Here is a 17,316-nt window from a genome sequence, read left to right as displayed (position 1 = left end):
TGTCAGGCCGCGATCGGCCCCTTGAAGATGAAAAAGGCGCCCGCCGCGATCAGTGAAAAGCCGACGAGATGATTCACCGTCAGCTTCTCGCCGAGCCAGAAGACCGCGAAGCCCGCAAAGATGATGAGCGTGATCACTTCCTGCAAGGTCTTGAGTTCGGCGGCGGTGTAGACGCTATAGCCGATCCGGTTCGCCGGAACGGCCAGGCAATATTCGAAGAAGGCCAGCCCCCAGGCGAGCAGCACCGCGAGCCAGATCGGCCGCGACATGTCGCCGAGGTGGCCGTACCAGGCGAAGGTCATGAAGATGTTCGAGACGAACAGCAGGCCGATCGGCAGAAGATAGGCGATCATTTCTTCTCTTTCGTCAGCGGCAGCACGTCGTTCAGCAATGCGGCAAAGAAATGTCCCGGCTCTTCGACCATCGGCATATGCGCAGAATGTTCGAGCCACACGAGCGTCTTCGACGGCGCCTTGACCTGCGCGAACCAGTCGGCGGCGACCGGTGAAGGAACGGTATAGTCGTGGCGACCGAGCAGGAAGATCACCGGGACGTCCATCCTGTGCACACCCCGGAAGCTCACATCGGCAAGACGCGGCCACAGCGTCTTTACCGAAAATTCGCTGCCCTTGCCCCACGCCTGAACGTCGGCGGCGGAATATTCGGGCGAAAGCCGTGGGGTCTGGAAATAATATTTCAGATCGGGCTTGTTGTAGATCAGCGAGCCGTAGGGGATCGCATATTTGCGCCAGCCATCGGCTTTCTCGATCGTGAAGTTGCCCTGCGGATAGGGCGCGAGGCCGTCGATCGCTGCAACGGCCTCCTTGTTCCCGGCGGCCAGCGCCTTTGCACGTGTCCAGGCCATGCCGGCTTTCTCGCCCTCGCGAAAATCTATGCCTTGGCCGACGCCGACATAGGCGTAGAGCAGATCGGGGCGTTTGACCGCAACCGACAGGCCGACGATCGAGCCCCAACTGTGGCCCATCAGGACGACCTTGCGCTTGCCATAGCGTGTCTTCAGCAGTTCGATCAATTCGATGGCGTCGTCGCGGTAACGCTCGGGCGTCATCGTGGGCGCGAGCGCCACCGGATCGTTCAGCGGATAGCTGCGCCCGGCGCCGCGCTGGTCGTACTGGACGACCGTGAAAACGTCCTCCCACGGCCGCTGGAATGCCCATGCAAAAGGCATTTCGACGGCGCCGGGGCCGCCGTGAACGAAAACGAGAATCGGGTTGTCGCGGTCCGCGCCGCGCACGTTCACAACCTGCCGCGCGCCGCCCAGCGTCGCTTCGAACGTCTCCTGCACACCGTTCGGCGTGACGATCTTGCCGATGTCGGCAACAATGGCGCGCGCGGGAGCATAGGCGTCGTCGGTTTGGGCGGCAGCGGGGGCGACGCAGGCCGCGAGCAGAGCAAGTGCGGCTATTCGAAGTCTCATCGATTATCCAACCCTCGTCGTTCCCGCGAAAGCGGGAACCCAGTTCAGCCGTTGCTACCGGGTTCCCGCTGTCGCGGGAATGACGAAATTGAAAGACGTGGCGTCAGAAATCCAGCGGCGCGTCGAGTTCCTTCACCTGCCAGGGCAGGCCGTGCTTCATTAGCATGTCCATGAAGGGGTCGGGGTCCATCTGTTCCATGTTGAACACCCCCTTGCCGGACCAGGTGCCGGTGACCATCATCGCCGCGCCGATCATCGCGGGGACACCGGTCGTATAGCTGACCGCCTGATTGCCCGTCTCGGCATAGGCGTCTTCATGATCGCAGATATTGTAGAGATAGAGCGTCTTTTCCTTGCCGTCCTTGCCAAGGCCGGTTGCGATGACGCCGATATTGGTCTTGCCCTTCGTCGTCTCGCCGAGGCTCGACGGTTCGGGGAGAACGGCCTTCAGGAACTGCAGTGGGATGATTTCCTTGCCTTCATACATCACCGGGTCGATCCGCGTCATGCCGACATTCTGAAGCACGGTCAGGTGCTGGATATAGGCATCGCCGAAGGTCATCCAGAAACGGATGCGCTTGATCTCGGGCAGATGCGTTTTGAGGCTTTCGATTTCCTCATGATACATGAGGTACATATTCTTCGGGCCGACCGCCTCGAAGTCGAATTGCTGCTTCACCGACATCGGCGGTGTTTCGACCCAGTCGCCATTTTCCCAGTGGCGCGCGACCGCGGTCACTTCGCGGATGTTGATCTCCGGATTGAAGTTGGTCGCGAAATGCTGACCATGGTCGCCGCCGTTGCAGTCGAGGATGTCGAGCGTGTCGATGCGGTCGAAATGATGCTTGCGAAGCCAGGTCGTGAACACACTCGTCACCCCCGGGTCGAAGCCCGAACCGAGCAGCGCCATCAGGCCGGCGTCCTTGAACCGGTCGTCATAGGCCCACTGCCAGTGATATTCGAACTTCGCCTCGTCGCGCGGCTCGTAGTTGGCAGTGTCGAGATAGTGCGCGCCGGTCGACAGGCACGCCTCCATGATCGTGAGATCCTGATAGGGAAGGGCAAGGTTGACGACATGCGTCGCTCCTGCCGAGCGGATCAGCGCGGCGGTCGCGTCGATATGGTCGGCGTCGACCTCGGCGGTCTTGATCGTCACGCCGGTGCGTTCCTTGACCGATTCGGCGATCGCATCGCATTTGAACTTGCGGCGGCTGGCAAGGGTGATGTCGGGAAAGATGTCGGGATTCATCGCCATCTTGTGAACCGCAACCGATCCGACGCCACCGGCGCCGATCACCAGAACCTTGGTCATTCGAAAATCTCCTGTCGCGGCGATCATCGCCGCTTGTCTTGTATGCCGCGCCCTATAGGACGAAGCCATGACTCAGCAAAGCCCCGATCCCTTGCTCAGCCCCGACCGTACGCCGAGCCTCGCCGGAGTGGAACGCGCGGCGGCCAAAGTCGCTGCACTCCTGCCGCAAACGCCGCTCCTGCCGCTTGATGTCGGCGGGCGCACGATCTGGTGCAAGGCCGAATGCCTGCAACCGGTCGGCGCGTTCAAGATTCGCGGGGCGTGGCACCGGCTTACCGACCTGACCCCCGATCAGGCGGCGGCAGGTGTGGTTGGCGTATCGAGCGGCAACCATGCCCAGGGCGTCGCATGGGCAGCGAAGCGGCTCGGCATCAAGGCGACGATCGTCATGCCGAGCAACGCGCCGCAGATGAAGCTTGCGGCGACCCGCGCGCTTGGCGCCGAAGTCGTGCTCTATGACCGCGTCACCGAATCGCGCGATGCCGTCGCGGCCAGGCTGATCGAGGAAAAGGGCGGCACACTCGTCCATGCCTATGGGGACCCGTGGATCATCGAAGGGCAGGGGAGCGTGGGGATCGAGGCGCGCGCTCAACTGGCCGCGCGCGGCATTGTGGGGCCCGACAAGGTCGTGGCCTGCTGCGGCGGCGGCGGTTTGTCGGCGGGACTGGCGCTCGCCTGTCCCGATGCCGAGATCGTCGCTGTCGAACCCGAAGGATGGGACGATGTAACCCGCAGCCTCGCCGCCGGCGAAATCTTGTCGGTAGAGGATCTGGCGGCACCGACCGAATGCGACGCTTTGCAGACGCCGCAGACCTGGCCGATCAATTTTGCGGTGCTGCAGGCGCGCGGCGTGCGCGGCGTGGTCGTGACGCGCGAGGAAGTGCGCCACGCGATGCGCGTTGCGTTCGAAAAGCTTCATCTTGTCGTCGAACCCGGCGGCGCGGCGGCGCTGGCGGCGATCCTTGCGGGGAAGGTCGAGCCGGGCGATGCGACGCTGGTGACCCTGTCGGGCGGTAATGTCGATCCGCAAAAATATGCCGAGATCATTGCCGGCTGAGCCATCAAGGATATTTGTCGGCGCTGGCGCGTTTATGAAGGCGAAGGAGACGCAAGATGACGAAGACCATGGTTCTGGCCAGCGCCGCGGCGATGGCCCTGCTCGCGGGTTGTCAGAAGGCCGAAGCGCCCGCCCCGACACAGACCGAAACGACCGAGGTTCCGGTCGAAACCGCAATGCCGGCTGATGCTGCTGACACCGCAGCCGAGAGCGATCCGGCTACTGCACCGCACCGCTTTGCCAGTTGGGCTGGAAAGTGGACGGGGGTAGAGGGCATGTACGTCACCATCACCCCGACCGAACCCGAGCATTACAAGCTGGAGATGCAATCCGATCTCGACACCAAGGGCACATATGACGGTTGGGACAGCGAGCATGGCATTAAGTTCAAGCGCGGCGACGAGGAATTGAGCCTGCATCGCGGCAACGGCGACGATACCGGCCTCAAATATCTGGCGGGCAAGAAAGAATGCCTGATCGTGAATAGCGGCGAGGGCTATTGCCGCGACTAATTGGCCTCCATCCCGGCAGCCCGACCTCTGCCGGGATGTCGGGATAGGATCATAATTTTCGTCCGTGTCGCCGATTTGTCATCGAAACGACGCGGGAATTGCAACATAGGCTGCCATGCGCGGCCCCGGATACATTGCTTTTCCGGGAGACCATGACCGATGGCCAGCCAAGCAAACCGCAAGATCGCCACCGCCGTCGTCCGCGAGGATGCCGACCAGAAGCAGCGCCTGCTCGACCGCGCCTTTGCGCTAGCCTTCAAGGGTCTTGTCTATGCCCAGATATGGGAAGACCCGGTGGTCGACATGGAGGCGCTTGCGATCGAACCGGGCAACCGGATCGCGACGATCGCGAGCGGCGGCTGTAACGTCTTCTCCTATCTCACCGCTGACCCCGGCAAGATCGTCGCGGTGGATCTCAACACCGCGCATGTCGCGCTCAATCATCTGAAGCGCACGGCGGTTGAGCGTCTGCCTCATCATGCCAGCCTTCGCCGCTTTTTCGGCGATGCCGACAGCAAGGCGAATATCGCCGACTACCAGCATTATATCGCGCCGCATCTCGACGCGGTCAGCCGGGCTTATTGGGAGGGGCGCGATCTCGCGGGACGGCGCCGGATCGGGGGCTTCGCACGCGGGGTCTATCGGCGCGGCCTGCTCGGCAGTTTCATCAGCCTTGCGCATCTGGCGGCGCGGCTGAACGGCGTTGATCCGCGTGTGTTGCTGACCGCGGAAAGCGTCGCCGAACAGCGGGCAATCTTCGACGCGAAATTCGCGCCCTTTTTCGACCGCGGCTTCATTCGCTGGGTCACGGCACAGCGGTCATCTCTTTTCGGGCTCGGCATTCCGCCGGCGCAATATGATGCCCTGGCGGGCGGCAAGCCGATGGCCGACGTCCTGCGCGCGCGGCTCGAAAAGCTGGCCTGCGATTTCCCGCTCGCCGAAAATTATTTCGCCTGGCAGGCGTTCGGGCGCGGCTACGCCAAGGATGATAGGGCGCCGCTGCCGCCCTATCTTCAGGCCCGCCATTATGATGCGGTCAAGGCGCGGGCGGGGCGCGTGCGGATGCTCCACGCGAATATGACCGACATGCTGGCAGCGTCGGACGCCGCGAGCTTCGATCGTTATGTCTTCCTCGACGCGCAGGACTGGATGAGCAACGCGCAGCTTGCGGCGTTGTGGACCGAGGTTACGCGCACCGCGCGGCCGGGCGCGCGCGTGCTGTTCCGCACCGCGGCCGAACCCAGCCTGCTGCCGGGGCGCCTGCCCGACGATCTGCTGCGCCGCTGGGACTATCGGGCCGAGGACTCGGCCGGCTTCGCGCGCCGCGACCGCTCGGCGATATATGGCGGTGTGCATCTCTATGTGCTTCGGGGCGCTGGCATATGAGCAGCCATGGGGCGTTGATGGACCGCGTCTACCGCGGTCAGCGCCACATCTATGATGCTACGCGCAAATATTATCTGCTCGGCCGCGATGCGCTGATCGCCGATCTGGCGCCGCCGGCTGGTGGCAGCGTGCTCGAGATCGGTTGCGGGACGGGCCGCAATCTGATCGCCGTCGGACGGGCATGGCCCGAGGCGGAGCTGTTCGGGATCGATATATCGGCGGACATGTTGGAAAAGGCCAACGCATCGCTTGCAAAGGCCGCGATTGCGGCATCGCTCGTTCGGGGCGACGCGTGCGATTTCGACCCGGTGGCGCTGTTCGGTCGTCTTACCTTCGACCGCGTCTTCATCAGCTATGCGCTTTCGATGATCCCCGACTGGCGGGCGGCACTCGCCCAAGCGGCGCGCTGCGTCGCACCGGGTGGACGGCTTGAGATTGTCGATTTCGGCCAGCAGGACGAATTGCCCGGCCTGTGGCGCCGATTGCTGTTCGGCTGGCTGTCGCATTTTCACGTTGCGCCGCGCGCCGATCTGCCGATCGCGGTCGCGAACCTGGCGGGGGAGGCCGACGCCGCACGGGTCAACTGCGATCGGCTCTATCGTGGATATGCGATCCGCGCGGGCCTCGCGCGGCGCTGAAAAACTGCTATCCCCATGCGCGCAACAGGGGGAGAGTGGGCAATGGAGCAGGCAATCGTGACGGCGCAGCCCGGCGATGCAGCGGTTGTGGGCGAAACGCTGGCGCAGGCATTCCAGACCGATCCCGCCTTGTCGTGGATACTGCCGGACCCCGCCCATCGCGCGCGGGCCTTGCGCGGACTGTTCCGCACGCTCGTCCCCGCAGATATGCGCGCGGGCGTAGCGCTGCGATCCGATGCGGGCGAGGCGGCGGCGCTGTGGCGTGGGCCGGAACGAGCGCACAGCGGCGGGCTGGAATTCTTGCGCACGGTGCTGCCACTCATCGCAACCTTCGGCACGGCGCTCCCGCGCGGACTGAAGGTTCAGGGCAGCATCGACGCGCACCGGCCCAAAGGGCGCTTCTGGTATCTCCATTATGTTGGCGTGCGCCCCGATCATCAGGGAAAGGGGCACGGCGGGCGGATCATCCGGGCGCAGACGGCGGTGGCCGATGCCGATGGCCTTCCTTGCTGGCTGGAAACGGCGACGCCCGAGAATGTGCCGCTGTACGAGCGGCTTGGCTTCGTGATCGAGGCCGAATGGGACGTTGCGGGCGGCGGCCCCCATTTCTGGGGCATGATGCGGCAACCGGTCCTGACCTAGGCCTGGCGTCGGACGAAATTCTCATAGTCGGCGGCGTGTATGACAGGGAGTGTCGGCGCCGACACGAGGTTCATCAGTCGCAACCGATACTGGGCAAGCGTCGCCGCGCGCTGAAGCTCGGTCATTCGCGATGGACCGTATACGATAAATGGTTCGATCACCTGAAAACCGGTGAACCGCAAAATTCCGTGATGGATCGGATAGAGTATGGGATCGATCGGGCCGTAGAGGCCGTCATCCGAATAGGGTGCCGCCCCGCCGCCGGTCGTAACCGACAGCATCGCTCGCCGCGGCGCCAGGCGCCCTTGGTCAAGCCATTTGCCGCCGCCATAGGCGACGCCCACGGCGAACACGCGGTCGATCCACCCTTTCATGATCGCGGGCATTCCCAGCCACCAGATAGGGAATTGAAAGATTACCGTGTCCGCCCACAGCAATTTGTCCATCTCTGCGCGCAGGTCGCTTGAGAAACTGCCGGCGGATGCGGCGAAACGCTCTTCGGCCTGCTGATCGTATCGCTCCGGATTGGCGCGTATCCTGAAATTGCGTCGATCCGATACCGGATCCCACTCCATGGCATAGAGGTCGGACACGATCAGTTCGTGACCGATTGTCGGCAATAATGCGCGGGCGCTATCGGTTAGCGCGCCGTTGAAGCTGCGGGGTTCAGGGTGGGCGTGGACGATCAGGATGCGCATGGCCGTCATTCGGCGCCTGCGGCTCCAACGTTACAGAGGGCTCTCGAAAGGCGGGGCGCTTGCGATCAGTCGTCGAAGCCGACGAAGCGCACCGCCTCGTCGATGTTCTTGCGGTTCGATACCACGGCGTTGGCGGGAAACGCCTCGTCGGGCCAGCCCATGGCGACGCAGATCATGATGACCTGATCGTCGGGGATTTGCGCATGTTCGCGCACGACCGGGCTTTGCATTATCCCCTGGCTGTTGATGACACACCCCAGCCCACGCGACCAGGCGGCGTTGACCAGCGCATTGGTCACCGCCCCGCAATCGAAAGGCGCGATATCGCTGCCGAGCAGCACCCGGTCATAGGTGACGACGATGCTGACCGGCGCGTCGAATTGGCGAAAGCCGCGCAGCACCCAATCCTGCCGCGCGTCCTTGTCGTCGCGCGCGATCCCCATCGCTCCGAAGAGCTGCTTGGCGATTTCGATCTGCCGGAAGCGATGCTCCTCGGCAATGCCGTCGAAACGGCGAAACTCGCGGCTGTCCGGCTTGCCGGCAAGAATACCTTCGGTGTTCCCCCGGCGGATTGCGGCGAGCGCGTCGCCGGTGACGACCGAGAAATTCCAGCACTGGTTGTTGAACGACGAGGGCGCGCGCATCGCGACGCCGAGGATTTCGGCGATCAGTTCGCGCGGAACGGGCTTGTCGAGAAAGCCGCGGATCGAGCGGCGGCCGCGAACGACCGCGTCATACGCTTCGACTTGCGTCACGCGGCGATTTTGAATTCGAGTTCGAGCCGGCCCCAGATTTCGACCAGCGCCTGCGTCAGCTCGCGCATCATCGCTTCGTCATGCGCCGGGCCGGGCGTGAAGCGCAGCCGTTCGGTGCCGCGCGGCACGGTCGGGAAATTGATCGGCTGCACATAGACGCCATATTCGGCGAGCAATATGTCGCTGATCTTCTTTGCGCGCACTGGATCGCCGACCATCAGCGGGACGATGTGCGTCACCGAATCCATGACCGGCAGGCCGGCATCGCGGAAGCATCGCTTAAGGTAAGCTGCGGCGGCCTGCTGCGCATCGCGTTCCTCGCTCGACCCCTTGAGGTGGCGGACGCTGGCGAGCACGCCGGCAACGAGCACCGGCGACAGGCTGGTTGTGAAGATGAAGCCCGGCGCATAGCTGCGGATCACATCGACGATATTCTTGTCGGCAGCGATATAGCCGCCCATCACGCCGAATGCCTTGCCCAGCGTGCCTTCGATGATGGTTACGCGGTGCGCGGCTTCGTCGCGTTCGGTGATACCGCCGCCGCGCGGGCCGTACATGCCGACTGCATGGACCTCGTCGCAATAGGTGAGGGCGTTATATTTGTCGGCAAGGTCGCAGATCGCGTGGATCGGGGCGACGTCGCCGTCCATCGAATAGACGCCTTCGAACGCGATCAGCTTCGCCGCGTCGGGATCGTCGGCGGCGAGCAGTTCTTCGAGATGCGCGAGGTCGTTGTGGCGCCAAACGCGCTTTTCGCAGCCCGAATTGCGGATACCCGCAATCATCGAGGCGTGATTGAGTTCGTCCGAATAGATGATGCAGTTCGGGAGCAGCTTGCCGAGCGTGCCGAGCGTCGCTTCGTTCGAGATATAGCCCGAGGTGAAGAGCAGCGCGCCTTCCTTGCCGTGCAAATCGGCGAGTTCGGCTTCGAGATCGATGTGATAGTGGGTGTTGCCGCCGATGTTGCGCGTGCCGCCCGATCCGGCGCCGACGTCGTGCAGCGCCTCTTCCATCGCGGCGATGACCTTCGGGTGCTGGCCCATCGCGAGATAGTCGTTCGAGCACCAGACGGTGATCGGCTTCGGCCCGTTATGCCCGGCAAAGCAGCGCGCGTTGGGGAAGGCCCCCTTGTTGCGCAGAATATCGATAAACACGCGGTAACGGCCTTCTTCGTGAAGGCGGTCGATGGCCCGGGCGAAAATATCGTCGTAGTTCACTTGCATGCCCCGCAGTTTCGGGTGCGCGGCCCCCGCCGGCGCGATAACCGGGCGGCAATACGCGCGATTTTCCGTGAAATCCAGTGCGAACGATTCGCAGATCTGGGTCAAATTGTCTCAATTCGCCCGATGCCATAAGGCGCCAGCGCGGCCAGCGGCGGGGGCAGGCGATCGTCGCTGCGCGTGAAGACCGCGATGCCGGGCGCCGCCGTCTGGGGCCACGCCTGCCCTTGGGTGAGGTGCGCGATCCGCCGCGCGATCCCTGCAGCGCCGTCGATGAGCGTGACGCCGGGTCCGGCAGCTGCCTGCAATTCGTCCTGCAGCAGCGGGAAGTGGGTGCAGGCCAGGACGATGACGTCGATGGCACCGCCGCCCGCCTGATCGGTCAGCCCGGCGAGCGCGCGTGCAATCGCGGCGGGATCGACCGGTTCGCCGCGCAGCTTGCTCTCGGCAGCGGTGACGAGTTCGGGGCTGCCGTGGCGGAGCACGATTTTGTCGCGCGCGAATTTGGCGCTGAGGTCATCGACATAGGGCTGCCGCACCGTCGCCTCGGTCCCCAGCACGCCGATCACGCCGCTGCGCGTCAGTTCGGACGCCGGCTTGATCGCGGGCACGGTTCCCACGATCGGCAGATCGAGTGCTGCGCGAACATGCGCGAGCGCGATGGTCGAGGCGGTGTTGCAGGCGATAACGGCGAGCCGGGGATGGTAGCGTTCGACCAACCGGCCGAGCAGCGCCGGCACGCGTGCCGCGAGTTCGGCGTCGCTTTTCTTGCCATAGGGCAGGCCGGCGTAGTCGGCGGCATAGACTATCGGCGCGGTCGGCAGCAGCGCACGCGTCGGTCCGAGGACGGTCAGTCCGCCAAGGCCGCTGTCGAAAAAGAGAATAGGCGCGTCGGGCGCGGGAGTCTGCATGCGAGCCGGTTAGCATGCGCCCGCCCGGCGTCAATCCGGTCCTTTGCGGCGTCCAGGTTCATCGAATCCATTGATTGCCCGCTGCAACATCGCCACAATATTCCCGAACCAACGCCCGGGAGCGCCATGACCATCTTATTGTTGACCGCCGCCGGCTATCTGCTCGGCTCGATTCCGTTCGGCGTCCTGCTGACGCGCGCGTTCGGCGCCGGCGATCTGCGGCAGATCGGATCGGGCAATATCGGCGCGACCAACGTGCTGCGCACCGGACGCAAGGAACTCGCCGCGGCGACGCTGATCCTCGACGGCGCGAAGGGCGCGGTCGCGGTGCTGCTCGCGCGTCATTTCGTTCCCCAGCTCGGCGATCATGCTGCGATGATCGCGGGTGCGGCGGCGATGATCGGTCATTGCTATCCAGTCTGGCTGAAGTTTCGCGGCGGCAAGGGGGTTGCGACACTGCTCGGCCTCGCGCTGGCGCTCGCCTGGCCGGTCGGGCTGGTGTTCGCAGCTATGTGGCTGGGGACTGTGTTGCTGCTGCGCATTTCGTCGCTCGGCGGGATGGCGGGAGCGGTCGCGGCGCCGGTCGCGGCGCTTGCCTTCGGCTATCCGGTCTATGCAGTCGGCCTCGCCGGGCTGGCGGTGATCGTGCTGTGGCGCCACCGGGAGAATATCGCGCGGCTGCGCGCCGGAACCGAACCGCGCGTCGGCGCAAAGAAGGGCGCTGCGTGACGCACCCAGAGCGGTCGGCGCGGATCCGGCTGATCCGCACGCCGCATGTCGTGACCAGCCGGCTCGGCCCGCCGCCGGTGGCAACCGACGAGATCGTTCGCCAGCCGGGACATCCCGCCGCGTCGGTGCAACCGGTCCTGCTCGAACTCGAACGCGCCGGGGGGCTGGCGCGGCATATGGGCCCGCGGGGGGCGCTGCTTTAGGGTCCGCAACGGCTCGGCGCGGTTCAGCCACGGTTCAGCGGCGCGGCGACAGGCGGATGATATTGTATCACATGCGGGGAGTTGGGTGATGCGGAACAGGTTTCTGACAGGTGTGACATTAACGGCGCTGCTGGCCTCCGGCCCGGCGCCCTTGCCGATCATGGCGGCGCAAGCGGCGGCGCCCGGCTGGAATGACGGCTTTTGCCGCAATGCCGAGCCGCTGCCGCAGCTCGATCCCGAAACGCGGCCGCGGCCCGTTCCCGCCGCGGGCGGCAAGGGTGGACGCTATGACAGTGTGGCACCGGTGATGGCCGCGCCGCCGCCACCGCCGCCGCCTGCGCCGCCACCACCGCCGATGATGGCGCCGGCTGCCGAAGCGGCATCGCCGCCGGCGAGCGACGTCGTCGTCACCGGCTCGCGCAGTGACGCCAGCGCCGGTGCAGCCGAGCCCGTCGCCATGGAAAAGGGATCGTCGGCCGATTTCGATCGCGCGCCGGGCGCCGTGATGCCGCCGCGTCCCTCTCCGCAGCCGCAGCCGCAGTCGGGCATCCTGACCGCCGGCGAGCATGACGATCTGCTCAATCCGGAACTTTACGCGGCCTATGTCGGTCGCAGCAATCTGGGCCAGCAGATCCGCGATCTTCCGCGCGTCGATACGATGCGCGTGGTCACCGTGAAGGTGAACGACCGCAACGGGCAGCCCATTCCCTTCGCCGATGTCGTGGTGACGTGCAGCGACGGCAACAGCATCACCATGGCGACGCAGGCCGACGGCGGCGCAGTCTTCTTTCCGGGGCTCGACCGGTTGAGCGAGCGCATTACGGTGTCGGCGCGCCAGGGCGGACGGACGATTGCCGACGCGCGTCCGGTGCTCGTCGCCGATGCGCCGGGCGGCCAGCTTGTCGGCCTGACCGCTAACCAGATGGCGGCGAAGGCCACCAAGCTCGATCTGATGCTGGTGATCGACACGACCGGCAGCATGGGCGACGAGATCCGCTATCTTCAGTCCGAACTGCGTTCGATCATCAATGCGATCACGACGCGGCACCGCGATCTCGACATCCGTGTCGGCTTTGTCTTCTACCGCGACCTCGGCGATGATTATGTGACGCGCACTATCGGCTTCGACCGCGATATCGGCCGCGCGCAAGGCGTGCTGGCGCAGCAGGACGCGAACGGCGGCGGCGACTATCCCGAAGCGATGGATCAGGCGATGATCCGCGCGGTGGGGCAATCCTGGCGTCCTGATGCGGTCAAATCGCTGCTGCTCGTCGCCGATGCGCCGCCGCACGACGACAAGTTCGGGCGCACCTGGGCCGCCGCCGAAGCGGCTCGCGCCAAGCGGATCCATATCACCCCGGTCGCCGCTTCGGGCGTTGCGGACGAGGCCGAATATGCGATGCGCGCAATGGCCGCAGCAACGCAGTCGCGCTACCTCTTCCTGACCGACGACAGCGGCGTGGGCAATCCGCACGCACCGCCGGCGATCGACTGCTATCTCGTGACCCGGCTCGACGCGCTGGTTCGCCGGGTGATCGACAGCCAGATCAGTGGCCGCCGCATCGAACCCGACAAGGACGAGGTGATCCGCAGCGTGGGGCAATATGACGGCGGCAAATGCGTACTGCCTGCCGACTTCAAATGGGACAGCAACTGACGCTTGGACGTCAGCCATTGACACCCTCCTGCATCTGACCGATGCAGGGGTGTGGGTTGCGTCGGGAAATCTCCCGTCGCTGGTCCGATTCCGGCCGCGGGAGGTCGGAGGTTTGTTTTCATGAAAAAATTGCTGTCGGCCATCGCCCTTGCGGCGATGCTGTTTCAGCCTGTCGTCGTCGCTGCGAAGGATCAGGAACCCGTCAAGATTTCGGGGCCGGCCAATGCAAGGGGCGTGACGACGGTAACGATCGGTGCCTTCAATGTCGGCTTCATCTTTGAGTCTACGGACCAGATCAAGAAGACGGGTGGTCTGATGGGTGCCTTTGGCGGCACCACAAAGGCCAAGAGCGAACTGGTCGGCGTCACGCCTGAGATGATGCAGGCCATCACCGATGCCGCCTATGCCGATTTCGTGTCGCAGCTGGGTGCGCGCGGTTATGTCGTTCAATCCGCCGCCGACCTGTTCGATCATGCGGCCCTTGCAAAGACCAAGTCGCTGGAAGCGCCGCTCGATGTCAATATTGCGCTCGAGAAGGGTAGCAAGGGCAAGGCAACCTATTACAAGCCGAGTGCGCTCCCGTCGCTGTTGATGATCCCGGGGGACTTTACGGGTTCCGGAATGAGCAGCATGGGGATCAATATGTCGGCAGGGCAGGCGAATATGGCCCTGTCAAACTATGCCAGGCAAACAGGTGTTGGCGTGATTGATGTCGTCTATCTTATCGACTTTTCGGATCAGAAGCGCCCGGGCTTTTTCAGCTTCGGCGGCGGGGTCAATGTAAACAGCGGCCTGTCTGTCAGCGCGGATTATTCGCGAATGACGCTTATTGCGCCCTCGGGCAAGCAGGCTGTCATAACGGTCAAGGCCCCAATTGGCGTCGAAGGCGAGTTCATCGACAAGAGCGATGCGTCGACCGGTACAGAAAAGGCCGTGCAATCGGCTGCCAATGTTGCAGGCGGCCTTGCAGCGGCGGCGAACATCGGCCTGCCGATGTTCGGCAAAACGCGTAAATTCCAGTTCACTGCAAAGCCAGGAAATTATGAGGAGGGCGCGGCGAAAGCAGCGAGCCTGGCAAACGAATTGCTGCTCGGAAGACTTGGCGCATTGCGTTGATCCCCGACGGCGGGCGCTCTATTTCCCCTCTTGACGGAAGGGATCGGCGCCCGCCACCCTCGCGCGTACGTACGTAAGAGTTTTCGGGGAAACGAATTTTCGATGCAATTGGTGATTGTGGAATCGCCCGCCAAGGCGAAGACGATCGAGAAATATCTCGGCCGTGATTTCAAGGTGCTGGCCAGCTATGGCCACGTCCGCGACCTGCCGCCCAAGGACGGCTCTGTCGATCCGGATGACGGTTTTTCGATGGAGTGGCAGCTCTATCCGGACAAGGCGAAGCGGCTGAAGGATATTCAGGATGCCGCGAAGCAGGCCGACCGTCTGATTCTCGCGACCGACCCCGATCGCGAGGGCGAGGCGATCAGCTGGCACGTGCAGGAATTGCTGCGCCAGAAAAAGGCGCTGCCGCAAAAGGTTGACCGCGTGACCTTCAACGCGATCACCAAGCAGGCGGTGACCGATGCGATGGCGCATCCGCGCGGTCTCGACGACGATCTGATCGACGCGTACCGCGCGCGCCGCGCGCTCGATTATCTCGTCGGTTTCACCCTCTCGCCGGTGCTGTGGCGCAAGCTGCCCGGCGCCAAATCGGCGGGCCGCGTCCAGTCGGTGGCGCTGCGCCTCGTCGTCGAACGCGAACGCGAAATCGAAGCCTTTGTTGCGCAGCAATATTGGTCGATCACCGGCCAGTTCGAAATGGGCGGCACGCCGTTCAAGGCGCGGCTGGCGCGCTGGCGCGGCGACAAGATCGAGCGCTTGACGATCACCAACGAGGCCGATGCGCGCGCCGCCGAAGCCGATGTGAAGGCGGGTCATTTCACCGTCGACAGCGTCGAAACCAAGCCGCTGACGCGCAATCCGCCGCCGCCCTTCACGACCTCGACCCTGCAACAGGAAGCCGCGCGCAAGCTCGGTTTCTCGGCCAGCCACACGATGCGGGTTGCGCAGGATCTCTACGAGGACGGCGCGATCACCTACATGCGTACCGACGGCGTTCAGATGGACGGCAGCGCGATAAGCGCCGCGCGGCGGGCGATTGCTGACCGCTACGACGGGGGCTATGTTCCCGATCAGCCGCGCCAGTATCAGACCAAGGCGAAGAACGCGCAGGAAGCGCACGAGGCGATCCGTCCGACCGATTTTGGCAAGGACAAGGTCGGCGGCGGCGATCATGCGCGCCTCTACGATCTGATCTGGAAGCGTGCGCTGGCGAGCCAGATGGCCTCGGCGCGGCTCGAACGCACGAGCATCGATCTGAGCGACGGCACCGGCAAGACAATGCTCCGCGCGACAGGTCAGGTTGTGAAATTCCCCGGCTTCCTGGCGCTCTATGACGAAAGCCGCGACGACAGCGCCGACGATGAGGATGCGCGCTTGCTTCCCGCGATGGCAAAGGGCGATGCACCCGCCAAGACCGGCGTCGAGGTCGAAGCCCACGAGACGCAGCCGCCGCCGCGCTATTCGGAAGCGAGCCTGGTCAAGAAGATGGAGGAACTCGGCATCGGGCGCCCGTCGACCTATGCCTCGATCCTTCAGGTGCTCAAGGACCGCGCCTATGTGCGCGTCGAAAAGAACCGCTTCCTGCCGGAAGAGAGCGGGCGATTGCTCACCGCTTTCCTCGAACGCTTCTTCGGCCGCTATGTCGAATATGATTTCACCGCGGGCCTCGAAGAAGAGCTCGACGACGTGTCGGGCGGCCGCGCCCAGTGGCAGGCGGTACTCGAACGCTTCTGGCGCGACTTCAAGCCGCGCACCGGCGAGGTGATGGAGCAGAAGCCGTCGGAAATTACCGCGGCGCTCGACGAGTTTCTCGGCCCCTATCTCTTCCCCGACAAGGGCGACGGCAGCGATCCGCGCGTCTGCCCGAATTGTGGCACCGGGCGGCTCGCGCTGCGCGGCGGGCGCTTCGGTCCGTTCATCGCGTGCAGTAACTATCCTGAGTGCAAATTCACGCGAAAATTCGCGCAGCCGGGCGGCAGCGACGGCGCCGACAGCGGCCCCGAAACGCTGGGTACCGATCCCGAAAGCGGGCTCGAGGTGACGAAGCGCAGCGGCCGGTTCGGACCTTATATCCAGCTCGGCGATGGCAAGGAGGCGAAGCGCTCGTCGATCCCGAAGGACATTCCGGCCGAGGATTTCGATCTGGACTATGCGCTGCGGCTCCTGAGCCTGCCGCGCGACGTCGGGACGCATCCCGAAAGTGGCAAGCCGATCGTCGCGGGACTGGGGCGCTATGGTCCCTATCTGCTCCATGACGGCAAATATGCGAAGCTGACCGGCACCGCCGAAATCTTCGACATCGGCATGAACGCGGCGGTGGCGCGTATCGCCGATGCGGCGAATGGCGGCGGCCGCGGCACGCGCGCCAAGGCCGAGCCATTGAAGACTTTCGGCCCGCACCCGACGAGCGGCGGCGAAATGAAGCTGATGGCCGGACGTTTCGGGCCTTATGTGACCGACGGCACGACCAACGCCACGCTGCCCAAGACGGTCGAGCCCGACGCGCTGACTGTCGAGGAAGCTGTCGCCCTGATCGACGCCCGCGCCGCGAAAGGACCGGCGAAGGGCAAGAAGAAGACGCCCGCGAAGAAGGCTGCGGCCAAAAAGCCGGCCGCAAAGAAGGCGCCGGCAAAGAAGAAGGCCGCGAAGGACGCGTGATGTTGCTTGGGCGACCGGCCCAAGCTCCATCGCCTATCCCGCGCAGGGCGGGTCGGCGGCGCGGAAGTCGTGCTGGGCGACGTCGTCGTGACGAACGAGGCGGATTTTCGATCCGCTATGGCAATGCGCGTTGGCGGGAAGCGCGACGGTCGCCTGCTGCAGGCTGTTGACGCGCACGACGGCCTGCTCCGGCTTTCCGGGCGGCGTTTCAATCCGCATGACTTCGCCGGCGACCAGATGATCCTTGCCGCTGCTCGCGAAACGATCGCGCTCGATGACGAGCGCGATCAGCACGGCGATGAGCAGATAGGCCTGCCAATAGCGGAAGACCGCTCGGAACCGGTCGCCGGGGGTGTTGAAGGGATCGTGCGCCATTTCGCC

General features: G+C 64.4%; 18 protein-coding genes. 10 read left to right on the top strand and 8 right to left on the bottom strand.

Features of this window, described 5'->3' with window-relative positions; genetic code table 11:
* Positions 1 to 2: 2 nt before the first annotated feature.
* The 3 genes from AOA14_RS16695 to AOA14_RS16685 all read right to left on the bottom strand — a co-directional run bounded on the left by AOA14_RS16695 (position 3) and on the right by AOA14_RS16685 (position 2,750).
* Positions 3 to 353 carry a DMT family protein gene (locus AOA14_RS16695; protein WP_003043688.1) on the bottom strand — a complete coding sequence of 117 codons (351 nt, stop codon included), beginning with the start codon at positions 351 to 353 and terminating at the stop codon, positions 3 to 5.
* Positions 350 to 1,438: an alpha/beta fold hydrolase gene (locus AOA14_RS16690; protein ID WP_062902607.1), complete on the bottom strand. Its 1,089-nt coding sequence runs from the start codon at positions 1,436 to 1,438 to the stop codon at positions 350 to 352. Before AOA14_RS16690 ends, AOA14_RS16695 begins: the two co-directional genes overlap by 4 nt.
* Before the next feature lie 103 nt (positions 1,439 to 1,541).
* The gene (locus AOA14_RS16685) at positions 1,542 to 2,750 is read right to left on the bottom strand and encodes a saccharopine dehydrogenase family protein (RefSeq protein ID WP_062902606.1); all 1,209 of its coding nucleotides are present in this window, start codon (positions 2,748 to 2,750) and stop codon (positions 1,542 to 1,544) included.
* 67 nt (positions 2,751 to 2,817) lie between these two features.
* Here AOA14_RS16685 and AOA14_RS16680 point away from each other — a divergent pair, with 67 nt between their 5' ends.
* The 5 genes from AOA14_RS16680 (at position 2,818) to AOA14_RS16660 (ending at position 6,985) form a co-directional block, all read left to right on the top strand.
* Positions 2,818 to 3,807, top strand: coding sequence for a threonine ammonia-lyase (locus AOA14_RS16680; protein ID WP_062902605.1), 990 nt, complete (start codon positions 2,818 to 2,820; stop codon positions 3,805 to 3,807).
* Between the two features lie 56 nt (positions 3,808 to 3,863).
* Entirely contained in the window at positions 3,864 to 4,319 is a 456-nt protein-coding gene (locus AOA14_RS16675; RefSeq protein ID WP_062902604.1) for a hypothetical protein, read from the top strand.
* Positions 4,320 to 4,478: 159 nt separating this feature from the next.
* Positions 4,479 to 5,705 (top strand): BtaA family protein, encoded by a 1,227-nt coding sequence (locus AOA14_RS16670; protein ID WP_062902603.1) that lies wholly within the window; start codon positions 4,479 to 4,481, stop codon positions 5,703 to 5,705.
* Entirely contained in the window at positions 5,702 to 6,343 is a 642-nt protein-coding gene (locus tag AOA14_RS16665) for a class I SAM-dependent methyltransferase (protein WP_062902602.1), read from the top strand. Before AOA14_RS16670 ends, AOA14_RS16665 begins: the two co-directional genes overlap by 4 nt.
* 42 nt (positions 6,344 to 6,385) lie before the next feature.
* Positions 6,386 to 6,985: a GNAT family N-acetyltransferase gene (locus AOA14_RS16660; protein ID WP_062902601.1), complete on the top strand. Its 600-nt coding sequence runs from the start codon at positions 6,386 to 6,388 to the stop codon at positions 6,983 to 6,985.
* On the opposite strand, the gene AOA14_RS16655 is transcribed toward AOA14_RS16660, so the two are convergent.
* From AOA14_RS16655 to murI, 4 genes are all read right to left on the bottom strand, one after another.
* Positions 6,982 to 7,692, bottom strand: coding sequence for an NAD(P)H-dependent oxidoreductase (locus tag AOA14_RS16655; RefSeq protein ID WP_082819982.1), 711 nt, complete (start codon positions 7,690 to 7,692; stop codon positions 6,982 to 6,984). The two genes, AOA14_RS16660 and AOA14_RS16655, sit on opposite strands and share 4 nt — an antisense overlap.
* Positions 7,693 to 7,748: 56 nt before the next feature.
* Positions 7,749 to 8,438: a nitroreductase family protein gene (locus AOA14_RS16650; RefSeq protein WP_062902599.1), complete on the bottom strand. Its 690-nt coding sequence runs from the start codon at positions 8,436 to 8,438 to the stop codon at positions 7,749 to 7,751.
* The gene (gene hemA, locus AOA14_RS16645) at positions 8,435 to 9,655 is read right to left on the bottom strand and encodes a 5-aminolevulinate synthase (protein WP_062903231.1); all 1,221 of its coding nucleotides are present in this window, start codon (positions 9,653 to 9,655) and stop codon (positions 8,435 to 8,437) included. The genes AOA14_RS16650 and hemA overlap by 4 nt, the downstream gene beginning before the upstream one ends.
* 107 nt (positions 9,656 to 9,762) lie before the next feature.
* A complete protein-coding gene (gene murI, locus AOA14_RS16640) occupies positions 9,763 to 10,569 on the bottom strand; it encodes a glutamate racemase (protein ID WP_062902598.1) in 807 nt (268 codons plus the stop codon).
* A 126-nt stretch (positions 10,570 to 10,695) separates the two neighbouring features.
* On the opposite strand from murI, the gene plsY reads away from it, so the two are divergent.
* The 5 genes from plsY (at position 10,696) to topA (ending at position 16,935) form a co-directional block, all read left to right on the top strand.
* The gene (gene plsY / locus AOA14_RS16635) at positions 10,696 to 11,298 is read left to right on the top strand and encodes a glycerol-3-phosphate 1-O-acyltransferase PlsY (RefSeq protein WP_062902597.1); all 603 of its coding nucleotides are present in this window, start codon (positions 10,696 to 10,698) and stop codon (positions 11,296 to 11,298) included.
* Complete coding sequence (locus AOA14_RS16630; protein WP_062902596.1) at positions 11,295 to 11,501, top strand: DprA-like winged helix domain-containing protein; 207 nt, start codon at positions 11,295 to 11,297, stop codon at positions 11,499 to 11,501. The genes plsY and AOA14_RS16630 overlap by 4 nt, the downstream gene beginning before the upstream one ends.
* An 88-nt stretch (positions 11,502 to 11,589) precedes the next feature.
* Entirely contained in the window at positions 11,590 to 13,158 is a 1,569-nt protein-coding gene (locus tag AOA14_RS16625; RefSeq protein ID WP_062902595.1) for a VWA domain-containing protein, read from the top strand.
* Positions 13,159 to 13,392: 234 nt separating this feature from the next.
* Positions 13,393 to 14,274, top strand: coding sequence for a hypothetical protein (locus tag AOA14_RS16620; protein WP_234178776.1), 882 nt, complete (start codon positions 13,393 to 13,395; stop codon positions 14,272 to 14,274).
* A gap of 102 nt (positions 14,275 to 14,376) precedes the next feature.
* On the top strand, positions 14,377 to 16,935 hold the full coding sequence (topA, locus tag AOA14_RS16615) for a type I DNA topoisomerase (RefSeq protein ID WP_062902593.1): 2,559 nt from the start codon (positions 14,377 to 14,379) through the stop codon (positions 16,933 to 16,935).
* Between the two features lie 33 nt (positions 16,936 to 16,968).
* Here topA and AOA14_RS16610 read toward each other — a convergent pair whose 3' ends face one another.
* Positions 16,969 to 17,310, bottom strand: coding sequence for a hypothetical protein (locus tag AOA14_RS16610; RefSeq protein WP_062902592.1), 342 nt, complete (start codon positions 17,308 to 17,310; stop codon positions 16,969 to 16,971).
* Positions 17,311 to 17,316 lie beyond the last annotated feature (6 nt).

Origin of the sequence: Sphingopyxis terrae subsp. terrae NBRC 15098 (assembly GCF_001610975.1) — a bacterium.
GTDB lineage: Bacteria > Pseudomonadota > Alphaproteobacteria > Sphingomonadales > Sphingomonadaceae > Sphingopyxis > Sphingopyxis terrae_A.
Note: the sequence above shows the minus strand (reverse complement) of the source record. Positions and strands in the feature narration are given on the sequence as shown.

Bases quoted from the DNA above. Each gene is read 5' to 3' on its own strand.
- AOA14_RS16695 (WP_003043688.1), bottom strand. From the start codon at position 353: ATGATCGCCTATCTTCTGCCGATCGGCCTGCTGTTCGTCTCGAACATC.
- AOA14_RS16690 (WP_062902607.1), bottom strand. From the start codon at position 1,438: ATGAGACTTCGAATAGCCGCACTTGCTCTGCTCGCGGCCTGCGTCGCC.
- AOA14_RS16685 (WP_062902606.1), bottom strand. From the start codon at position 2,750: ATGACCAAGGTTCTGGTGATCGGCGCCGGTGGCGTCGGATCGGTTGCG.
- AOA14_RS16680 (WP_062902605.1), top strand. From the start codon at position 2,818: ATGACTCAGCAAAGCCCCGATCCCTTGCTCAGCCCCGACCGTACGCCG.
- AOA14_RS16675 (WP_062902604.1), top strand. From the start codon at position 3,864: ATGACGAAGACCATGGTTCTGGCCAGCGCCGCGGCGATGGCCCTGCTC.
- AOA14_RS16670 (WP_062902603.1), top strand. From the start codon at position 4,479: ATGGCCAGCCAAGCAAACCGCAAGATCGCCACCGCCGTCGTCCGCGAG.
- AOA14_RS16665 (WP_062902602.1), top strand. From the start codon at position 5,702: ATGAGCAGCCATGGGGCGTTGATGGACCGCGTCTACCGCGGTCAGCGC.
- AOA14_RS16660 (WP_062902601.1), top strand. From the start codon at position 6,386: ATGGAGCAGGCAATCGTGACGGCGCAGCCCGGCGATGCAGCGGTTGTG.
- AOA14_RS16655 (WP_082819982.1), bottom strand. From the start codon at position 7,692: ATGACGGCCATGCGCATCCTGATCGTCCACGCCCACCCTGAACCCCGC.
- murI (WP_062902598.1), bottom strand. From the start codon at position 10,569: ATGCAGACTCCCGCGCCCGACGCGCCTATTCTCTTTTTCGACAGCGGC.
- plsY (WP_062902597.1), top strand. From the start codon at position 10,696: ATGACCATCTTATTGTTGACCGCCGCCGGCTATCTGCTCGGCTCGATT.
- AOA14_RS16625 (WP_062902595.1), top strand. From the start codon at position 11,590: ATGCGGAACAGGTTTCTGACAGGTGTGACATTAACGGCGCTGCTGGCC.
- topA (WP_062902593.1), top strand. From the start codon at position 14,377: ATGCAATTGGTGATTGTGGAATCGCCCGCCAAGGCGAAGACGATCGAG.
- AOA14_RS16610 (WP_062902592.1), bottom strand. From the start codon at position 17,310: ATGGCGCACGATCCCTTCAACACCCCCGGCGACCGGTTCCGAGCGGTC.